The 9,371-nt window shown below is 38.5% G+C and carries 8 protein-coding genes; 1 reads left to right on the top strand and 7 read right to left on the bottom strand.

Going from position 1 to position 9,371, the window contains the following annotated elements:
- Window positions 1-247: 247 nt before the first annotated feature.
- A complete protein-coding gene (locus QSE00_RS21845; RefSeq protein WP_309148920.1) occupies window positions 248-850 on the bottom strand; it encodes a YkgJ family cysteine cluster protein in 603 nt (200 codons plus the stop codon).
- 183 nt (window positions 851-1,033) lie between these two features.
- Between QSE00_RS21845 and QSE00_RS21840 the strand changes: the two genes are divergently transcribed.
- Window positions 1,034-2,197, top strand: a complete 1,164-nt coding sequence (locus tag QSE00_RS21840) for an IS4 family transposase (RefSeq protein WP_093980379.1) — start codon at window positions 1,034-1,036, stop codon at window positions 2,195-2,197.
- Between the two features lie 112 nt (window positions 2,198-2,309).
- Here QSE00_RS21840 and QSE00_RS21835 read toward each other — a convergent pair whose 3' ends face one another.
- From QSE00_RS21835 to QSE00_RS21810, 6 genes are all read right to left on the bottom strand, one after another.
- A complete protein-coding gene (locus QSE00_RS21835; protein WP_286107510.1) occupies window positions 2,310-4,070 on the bottom strand; it encodes an arylsulfatase in 1,761 nt (586 codons plus the stop codon).
- A 47-nt stretch (window positions 4,071-4,117) separates the two neighbouring features.
- A complete protein-coding gene (locus QSE00_RS21830; RefSeq protein ID WP_286107509.1) occupies window positions 4,118-5,437 on the bottom strand; it encodes a TIR domain-containing protein in 1,320 nt (439 codons plus the stop codon).
- Window positions 5,427-6,197: a nucleoside deaminase gene (locus QSE00_RS21825; protein ID WP_146216285.1), complete on the bottom strand. Its 771-nt coding sequence runs from the start codon at window positions 6,195-6,197 to the stop codon at window positions 5,427-5,429. Before QSE00_RS21825 ends, QSE00_RS21830 begins: the two co-directional genes overlap by 11 nt.
- Window positions 6,198-6,205: 8 nt before the next feature.
- A complete protein-coding gene (locus QSE00_RS21820) occupies window positions 6,206-6,646 on the bottom strand; it encodes a hypothetical protein (RefSeq protein WP_146216284.1) in 441 nt (146 codons plus the stop codon).
- A gap of 500 nt (window positions 6,647-7,146) precedes the next feature.
- Window positions 7,147-8,292, bottom strand: a complete 1,146-nt coding sequence (locus QSE00_RS21815) for a sialidase family protein (protein WP_286107508.1) — start codon at window positions 8,290-8,292, stop codon at window positions 7,147-7,149.
- Between the two features lie 39 nt (window positions 8,293-8,331).
- On the bottom strand, window positions 8,332-9,363 hold the full coding sequence (locus QSE00_RS21810; RefSeq protein WP_286107507.1) for a sialidase family protein: 1,032 nt from the start codon (window positions 9,361-9,363) through the stop codon (window positions 8,332-8,334).
- Between the last annotated feature and the right edge of the window lie 8 nt (window positions 9,364-9,371).

Here is a 9,371-nt window from a genome sequence, read left to right as displayed (position 1 = left end):
ATGCCAAAGTAAAGGCTTTTAGATCACAATTTAGGGGAGTCAGGAATACGGAATACTTCTTATATCGCTTGATTAAATTATATTCTTAAAATGGTAAAAACCCAGATTTCGGACTTGATCCCAAAAACACCCGTAGTAAACCGGACAAAATGAGTCTAGGATGACAATAATGGATTTTCAACCACAATGGACTATGTAGACTGAAATTAACAATTGAATTCAATTTTGGTGAAGTTTTCCCAAATTATTAGGCAATAACCTTATGCCCTTCGGGGAAGGGACGGTAGGCATAATATTGAAGCACTTCCTCAATGGCAGCCTTCATGGCCTTGTTGATAGGAAGAATACTATTGCCCATCCTAAAATCTATTTGATTCAGATTCATGTAATAGTCTGTAAAAATAGGCACATAGAGTCCATTTTTCATAGCTTCCTGAGCATTCACATAACGCTCGGCCTGATTCTCTTTAATAATTTTACAGGTAGCCAAACGGAGTTGCCCCAACTTGTCCCTACTTGCCCCATATCCAAACAGTCGGCATATTAGTCCTCGATACTTGTAATCACCACAGCTGCCGCTATTACTATCCAATACAGAAAGTGGCCTGTACAAATGGCATAGAGAACTGCTATTGGCCCTTAATTCCTCCAAGGTAGATTCTGCCTTCCCATTTAAAAAAAGATTGAAAGCCCATGGCAAAAATTCCAAAGGGGAAGCATCAATATCCGGGTGGGTACAACATTTGCCGCAGCCTGCTTTACAACCAAGTCCGGTTTGGGATTGAAAAATAGCTATCTCCCTATCCAAACCATCGAATAATGTCTCAACTGCCTTAACCCTACTTTCCATGGACATTAATTTTTACGCGAATGTACGCCAATAAAGGAATCGTACAACAATTATTTAATATCATTACTGTCCCATTAAAATCTAAAATAGTTCTTTGAAATATTTGAAATATAGTTAGTTACAGAGGTTTTTCGATTAAACGGATTTCAATTTTAACTTTTGCAATTCTTATACAGATTTGCAATGCATAAAGACAAATTCGTTTTCTCACAGCTTGTTTCCTTTTTGGATAGAAATAAGTTCAATTATATTGTTCGTACCTATCGGGGGGATAAATATGTGAAACACTTCACCTGCTGGAACCAGTTGCTCGCTTTGATGTTCGGCCAGCTCTCCAATCGTGAAAGCCTTAGGGATCTGGTAATCGCACTTGATGCCCACCGATCCAAATGTTATCATTTGGGAATGGGGAAGAATGTCTCTAAATCATCTTTGGCAAGGGCCAATCAGGACAGGGATTACCATATCTTTGAGGAGTATGCCTACTATTTGGTAAATCAGGCCAGAGAAACCAGAACTACCAACATCTTCGATCTGAGTGGCCACGTCTATGCTTTCGATTCGACAACGATCGACCTGTGTCTTTCCGTATTCTGGTGGGCAAAGTTCAGAAGGAGAAAAGGTGGCATCAAAGTACACACCTTGTATGATGTGGAAACACAGATACCGGCATTTTTTCATATTACCGAAGCTTCAGTACACGACTCAAAGGTTATGAAAGAAATTCCTTATGAACCAGGGTCCTACTATATATTTGATCGAGCCTATAACAACTTTAAGATGCTGTATAAAATCCATCAGATAGGTGCTTACTTTGTGATCAGGGCAAAGAATAACCTGCAGTACAGATCCATCAAGTGGAAACGCAGATTGCCCAGGAACGTGCTTTCAGATCTGACCATTGGGTTGACTGGATTTTACCCAAAGCAGTACTATCCTGGGTCACTGCGGCTTGTCAGATACTGGGATGAACTACAACAACGGGAGTTCGTCTTTTTGACCAATGCTACTCACATCTCAGCCCTACAGGTTGCTGAACTTTATAAGAACCGCTGGCAGGTAGAGCTGTTCTTCAAATGGCTGAAACAACACCTTAAAATCAAAAAGTTCTGGGGTACTACCGAGAATGCCGTGCGAATCCAGATCTATGCCGCCATCTGCACCTATTGTTTGGTGGCCATCGTTCAGCACGATATGAAACTGGAGAGAAGTACTTATGAAGTGCTGCAGATATTAAGCATCTCCCTGACCGATAAAACGAACCTTCGGGAACTCTTTAGCAAAACTAAATTTCAAAATGACAAAGAACGAAATAGGCTTAATGGGCCAAATTTATTTAATTTTTAAAACGTCCCAATTTTAATGGGACACTAGTGATTTAATATGCCACACTAGGGGAAGCCAGCCCAAAAGAAATCATCCCTTTTCCTAAAAAATGAGTGATAAAGAACACTGGATCTTAATCCACCTTTTCCATTTCCATCCAAAATGGAAAGATGTTTTTATTATTTACCGCGTAAAATGGTAAAAGCTTGCCCGTCATTTTTGGAAAATATACCTTCTCCATCCGGATTATATCGGTATTTCCATTTTTATTCACCACTTGTCTAACAAGGGTATTGGCTTCCAAAACCATTTTGCCATGGGCCACTACCGGGTTAACAAACTTAAATGTTATATTGTAGAAACCTTCTTCAATATCGGTATCCCAATAACCATAAATTTCCTCTTGATTCCAAATCCCCCGTTCCCCACCAGCATCATTCCTATTTAAAATGATGGGATTCTCGTTTGGGGTACCGACCAAAATTTTAGGCGGATTCACTAGATTTTCAGAAATAATCAATTCATTATATATTTTATCCAATTCTTTTTTAAGATCTATGGCCAATGCCTTATTCTCCTTTACCACATTGGTTTGTTCATATGGATCCTTGCCAAGTTGATACAATTCAAAGTCGTCAATAGTGGCGTTATAGTCCGTTTTTCCCACCAGTTTATAGCCTTCTTTTTGAATGGCCATATTATTGTACAACTCGGGATACCGTCTGGACCAATAAAAAAATAAGGAACGATCGGCCCACTCCACTGGTTGCCCATTTATTAGAGGCACTAAACTTTTACCATCCACTATCCTGTCTTTGGGCATTTCCACATTGCAAATTTCGGATAAGGTAGGCAGGACATCCAAATGGGCGGTCATGGTTTCCACATCTTTGTTCCCTTTAAAAAGTGATGGGCACTTTAAATAAAAAGGCACCCTAATCCCACCGTTGTATACATCTCCCTTACGTCCCCGCATACCACTCACATATCTGGTCTGTTGTGGGCCGTTATCGGTCATAAATATTACAAGTGTATTTTCCGACAGTCCCAAGGCATTCAGTTTCTTAAAAAGTTTCCCGAGGTTATCATCTATATTATTTACCATGGCGTAGACCTTTCTAGCATCCTCCTTATCCTTTTCGCTCATTTCCGAAAAAGGCCTTCCGTCCTTTCCAAACCCAGCAGTAGGGTCTATGTCCTTATACTTTTGATAATAGGAATCCGGTACCTGTAAGGGGGTATGCGGGGCATTAAACGCCAAATAGCAGAAAAAAGGGGTTTCCTTATTTTTTTCAATAAAATTAATGGCTTGATCGGTAAAAACATCGGAGCAATAGCCATCATAGGATTCCTGCTGGTTGTTGTGCCAAAGGACAGGATCAAAATAACTTCTATCCCCTTTAAAATATGTAGTAATATCACCCACCTGCCCCATTCCTCCCGAAAGATGAATCACGGACTCGTCAAAACCTTGGTCACTGGGCCTACTTGGATAATTATCCCCTAAATGCCATTTACCAAAAGCACCGGTCGTGTAATTTGCCTGCTTCAACATCTCGGCTATGGTAACCTCATTGGAAGCCATTATGGCTCCCCCATTGTAAGTGTCCCTCATACCCGTCCGTAATGAATAACGTCCCGTCATCAAACTGGATCTAGTAGGTGCACAAACCGGGGAAACGTAAAAATTATTGAACCTAACGCTTTCACGTGCCAAGGCGTCTATGACAGGGGTTTTTACATGTGGATTTCCAGTAAACCCCAAGTCCCCGTACCCTTGATCATCCGTAATCACCAAGATTACATTGGGGCGTTGGTTAGACTGGGCTAAACCATAAAAAGTTGAAACAAAAAGTACTATTGGCAGTAAGATAAATACAATTTTAACCTTCATTGAATACTATTTTAGTTTGAGTTAATTGTGAAAATCAAAAATTTCCATTATCCCACTTGTCCGATTTCCGTTAAGAATTGGCTCCATGAAATTATTTCAACATTCTTTCTTATTTCCGGGTAGCTCCTTTCGCATTCCGCAATTTTAAAATCCAGAACTTTTTTAAAATTTTGACGCTCTTTTTCAGACAACAACTCTTTGATATCCTTATGGGGATTAATTATTTCCAAAGCCTCTATGGAAGAGTTCATTGTGGTTGGCACATCATAAAAAATTAAACTGTCTTGCAGTACTTTTTCTGAATTTCTCAACCTATCTATCGTTAAATTTCTATTGACCCCTAAAATTTCTTCCTGTTTAAATATTTCTTTATTGAATTTTGGTGTAAACTGATTTTGAACGGCTCCGTCCAAAGAATTGGGAATTACTATTTTCAACATAATATTCCCTTTGGCCTTAATTAGGGAATTGATTATTCTTAATTCTCTGTTCAAAGCTTCCATTGACATAATTTCTTCCAGTTTGTTTTTTTGCTCCAAAGAATCCAACAAAGAGAACCCTCTTAAGAAATTAATATTCTCCACAAATATCTTTATAAAATTATTGAAATAGCCGATCGCCAAAGTAGTTGAAGGCAAAAAGGTGATTTCTATGGTTTCAAGATTCAATAGGATTTCTTTTTTGATTTTTTCAACTGCTATTTTTAAATTACGATCCAAAATAGCGGAGGCTCCCTGGCTACCTAAACTGGAATCACTTTCGTAAGGATACAGGGAAATATAATTAGCGCTAGGGTCCAAATAACTACTGTCGTATGGATCTAACAAGTTTTCAATTATATCTGTAAAAAATAATTTAATAAAATCTGTAGTTCCTTTATCAAAAAGCACAAAGGTCTTCTTCGCTCCAATACGCCCTAGGAACATGCCAAATTCAAATACCACATTGTGTCTGGTCCCCAAGGTCATAGGCACAATTTCCTTACCTTGGTCATTTTTCACTACCCTGGTCTCACTAACAATCTTGTCTTCGGGAACAAATAAAAACATCGCATAATCATAGATATCCGTAAAGTTTTTAAGCCATTCCACATTGGACAATGCCCTCCCCGTAACTGGGTCTTCGCCCCGTTCACTGGAAGGTGTTTTTCCAAAAACTCCTTCATCCCATATATCAACTTCAAAAAGAGTGTCTCCAAAAAGCGATTTAACCTTTTCCGCGATATACAAAGATTCCCTTGAGGATCCAATGAAAATACTGGGTTTACCTAGTTCAAAATTTCTGATTTTTTGTTCAAGCTCTTTGACCGTTCCCTTTTGCAAGACCTGATGGGGTCTTTGATTTCTAAATTCCTCCCTAATTTCCATTCCCTATGTGAATTTGATTAAAAAATAATTGGGCTTTTTCCAGTATTTCTTGATTACTTGAAAATATCACCTTATAATGAAGGAAGGTGTTTTTTGCCTCCTCAAAAATATCTTTTGCCTCTTGGGAAGCTAAATATTTGGCTAAATATTTTTCTTTGTCCTCTTTAAGGAATTTTTGATATCCCATATCCAAAGCCTCTCTGAATTCAGTTTTTGAGACATCCACTTCTACCTGACGTGGATATGGGGGATATCCACCAATAGAACTTGAATCAAAAGCCAATCTTTCAAAGGCTTTACTATAAACCACATCCTTTTGGCCATAGACTATTCGTTTAATAGAAGTCATGGTCATCATCCCGGCACACATAATACAAGGCTCCAAAGTAGTATACATGGTAAAATCGGTTAAATCAAATCGCTTGGTTTTATCCAGATAACCAATAATAGTCCTTACCTCCCCATGCTGGGTAGCGTTATCCGTAGAATTAATACAATTTAAACCAAAATGTACTGGATTATTGTTTTCATTTACCAGCAAGGCACCAATATTATAACCTCTTCTTTTACTACGCTCAATAGAATCGGGTTGCCAATCTTTGGCCACGATTGCATAAGCCAGAAGACTAAATATAGCGTCTATTTCCTGTTGGATTTCTAATGAATTTCCTTTTTCAACCTCTTTAACAATATCATTTTTTTGAATGCCTTTGCCCATTATCTTAAATTGTACCTGTCTAAATCCATGTTTAAGTTTCACTTATAAATTTAAAGTAATCCGAATACTTTAAATAATATTCCAACAAAAAGTAATAAGATAAATGGAAAATAAAACCAGCTTAAGGCCTTTGCCCACATCCCTTTGAGCACATTTTTTCCGTCCCTTCCCATGTTGGCAGGCGTTAAATCATATTGTGTCCGATTTAAGGATTTCGGGTCGGAGATTGCGGTATTATAAATCTGTCTAAATAACCGCTCCTGTTTTAAATAGTAGGCATCCAACCACCAAAAAGGAATTAATATTCCTATCATCAATAATAAATAGTAAATACCGCTAGCACTACCCAGTATGGTATCCTTACCAAATGCAGCTAAGGCCGACATTAAGGTCATTGCCCATCCTTTGATTAAAAAGGAATTGTTGGCCATTCTATTTATTACGGATTGTATCAAATCCAATTCCTTGTGTAAATTGTCATGCTTTTCCATTTCCATAATGTATATCCCTGAAAATTAAAGTAAATTTTTATACCTAAATGGTAGGCTTTAGTTTAGTTAAGGTTTGGCAATACAAGATAAGAAATTGTATTTCAACCGAACTTCATTATTTATCAATATCTATTTCTCTCGGATGCCATTTACTGGAATAATTTTTAATACTTAAGAACTAGTAGCAAAATTTTTAACTATAACGCTCCAATAAAAGGTACAATTTTAATAACCGCCAAATTAGCATCTATATAAAACATTATGATATAATTGATTAGCACGTCAAAATGGAAATCGGCAAATACAATAGTGTCCCGTAGCTTTGGTTGGGCCTTTTCACCATAGCATATACAAATAAATACGAGGGAACAATAGACCGTGCATACTTGTAAATTACGTTGATAAGTATTTAAAACATTATGAAAAGGAAGCTAAAACACCTAATTCCCTATTAATCCAAAAAAAATTCAAAGGAAATATACTAAGCCCTATTCCCATATCTAATGATTAGTAATCCAATCCCTATTCAAAGTCGTAATATTGGTCACCTCCAGCCCTGTTCCCTGCACCCTGTTGCCGGCACAATGACCCAAAATAAGTTTTTGCGGATCTGTAAAATACAAGGCGGTATAACAATACCAGCCGTCAGGATCGGTTGCAATATTTTTAATATTGCTCCATGTTTTCCCCTCATCCTTGGAAATAGCTACCGTTAAAGGGGTTCTTTTACCTTTTATAGTTACATCGGAACCATCGTTATTGTTCCACACCATGACCCAATCCTTGGTTCCAGGGATTTTCTCTATAGTAGCTGGCGAAAGGGGAGAATAAATGGAACTAGGCTCTATAGGGCTCCATGTTGCCCCTCGATCTGTTGAAAAAGACAACTGTTGTACACCTCCACTAGCTCTAATATACATCATGATACGGCCATCGGACATCTCTATAAGGCCAGGTTCCTGGGTAATAGTTTCAGAAGTATTTGGAACCATTTGACTAGAAGTCCAGGTAGTACCATCATCATCTGAGTAATAAGAAAATAAATTGCCCTTGGCCCTAAAACCCTCTTCGGTTGTGGGGTGTTCGGCCACAGCAAACATTAAACGCCCATCCTGCAATTGAATAACCCTATCATTGTTTAAAACAAAATATCCGCTTTTATCGGTGATACAAGGAATTGGTGAACTCCAGCTCTTGGCTTCATCCGTAGAAATTCGCATCATGGGAATACAGTCCTCTGTACTATTTTTCCTCAGGTAAAATAAAGCTATAGCGCCATTTTGAAGTCGCAACAGGGAAACCGACATCACATTCAGTCCACCTTCATTGGGTAGCACCACCTTATCCTGCATACTCCAAGTACGTCCATTGTCCACGGAATATCTACTTGCCAGATGTGCAGGGTCATGATCAGACCCTGTGCCCTGTGTATAATGGGTGTATACAAATAATAAATTCCCATTTTTTAGCCTGATAAAATCCCCTTCACTGTTTCGAGGATTGTCCGACGAAGGTTTTAGGCTCAAAACGGTTTCAGGCCCTTTGGAGTCCGTTAATTTGTTGCTAGCCTTATTGCTTTTACAAGAAGATGCAAGTAGCAGGAATACCCAGAAAAGCTTGGGACTAAAAAGTAATTTCATATTCATTGTTGGACATTTATATAAAATGAACTTATGCTATAGAATTCATTTAAGTTCATCCAAGGGAATTTCAGCAAAATAAATAGAAGTTTTTTTGGTCTCGTGTGAAGAGTAGTAGCTCATATACAGGATATCATTTTCAAAAACGAAACCGGGATAACTGCTATCGGAATTTGAAGGCAATTTCAACACCTCTTTAAAATCTCCATTTTCACCAAAGGAAACCAATCCGGTATACTCCCTATTAATCCTTCCCCCTCCAATAAATTTACCCCCGTCTATCGCTACAAAGTCGGGACCACCAATAAAGTATGGCGATTCGGTAAAGTTCCAGTCGGTATATGGAGGACTACTTTTCCCCAAATAGGCTCTCTTGTTGCCCTTTTCCCGTCTTATCAGCATTAACATTTCGCCATTGGGCAAAAAGCGAATTGTAGATTCATTGGGATTCCCATCAATTCCCAGATCGGCAACCAACTGATAATCCACTCCGTTGGTGGTTTTGACCAATTTTATGCTCGTCCCATATTCACCTGCCTCATTTTCCTTTCTGGAATACATGCCCCCATATCCAGTACCCTCATGCCAGGTTAAGCTCCATAACCAATCGAACTTCGATTTTAGATTGGCATCGTATTTAATAGGCTGTGGAGGGGAAAATTTGGTCCCGTTAGGATTGGAGAATGCTACATGGGGTATTCCTCCCAACAGGGTCTTACCTTCATAAATAGATCCTCCCATAGTGGCCATTATGAGCCCTTCCGGGGTCACTGATAATTTGGGATCCCTTAGATCGAACCCCTTGAGAGCAATTTGATCTATTTCTTTCCAAACCTTACCATCTTTGGAGGCTATAATTGTTATTACTCCATCCTTTCCATACACATGCCTTTCCCCTGAGCGAAATGCACAATAAAAGGCTCCATGGAACCTTATTAAAGATGTAAAGGCATTGTAATTTTCATCGGAATAAATTTTAGAAACTTTGATTCCCTTTGGTAGGGTCTGCGATATGCCCTTAAACGTAACAAAAAGGATTAAAAGTGATATGGTAATGCCAACTAGTGTATTTTTCATTTTTATGG

It is taken from the genome of Arenibacter flavimaris, from assembly GCF_030291335.1.
In the GTDB taxonomy this organism is placed as follows: Bacteria; Bacteroidota; Bacteroidia; order Flavobacteriales; family Flavobacteriaceae; genus Arenibacter.
The sequence above is the reverse complement of the archived record's forward strand: the minus strand, read 5'-3'. Positions and strand labels throughout refer to the sequence as shown.

Bases quoted from the DNA above. Each gene is read 5' to 3' on its own strand.
- QSE00_RS21845 (WP_309148920.1), bottom strand. From the start codon at position 850: ATGGAAAGTAGGGTTAAGGCAGTTGAGACATTATTCGATGGTTTGGAT.
- QSE00_RS21840 (WP_093980379.1), top strand. From the start codon at position 1,034: ATGCATAAAGACAAATTCGTTTTCTCACAGCTTGTTTCCTTTTTGGAT.
- QSE00_RS21835 (WP_286107510.1), bottom strand. From the start codon at position 4,070: ATGAAGGTTAAAATTGTATTTATCTTACTGCCAATAGTACTTTTTGTT.
- QSE00_RS21830 (WP_286107509.1), bottom strand. From the start codon at position 5,437: ATGGAAATTAGGGAGGAATTTAGAAATCAAAGACCCCATCAGGTCTTG.
- QSE00_RS21820 (WP_146216284.1), bottom strand. From the start codon at position 6,646: ATGGAAAAGCATGACAATTTACACAAGGAATTGGATTTGATACAATCC.
- QSE00_RS21815 (WP_286107508.1), bottom strand. From the start codon at position 8,292: ATGAATATGAAATTACTTTTTAGTCCCAAGCTTTTCTGGGTATTCCTG.
- QSE00_RS21810 (WP_286107507.1), bottom strand. From the start codon at position 9,363: ATGAAAAATACACTAGTTGGCATTACCATATCACTTTTAATCCTTTTT.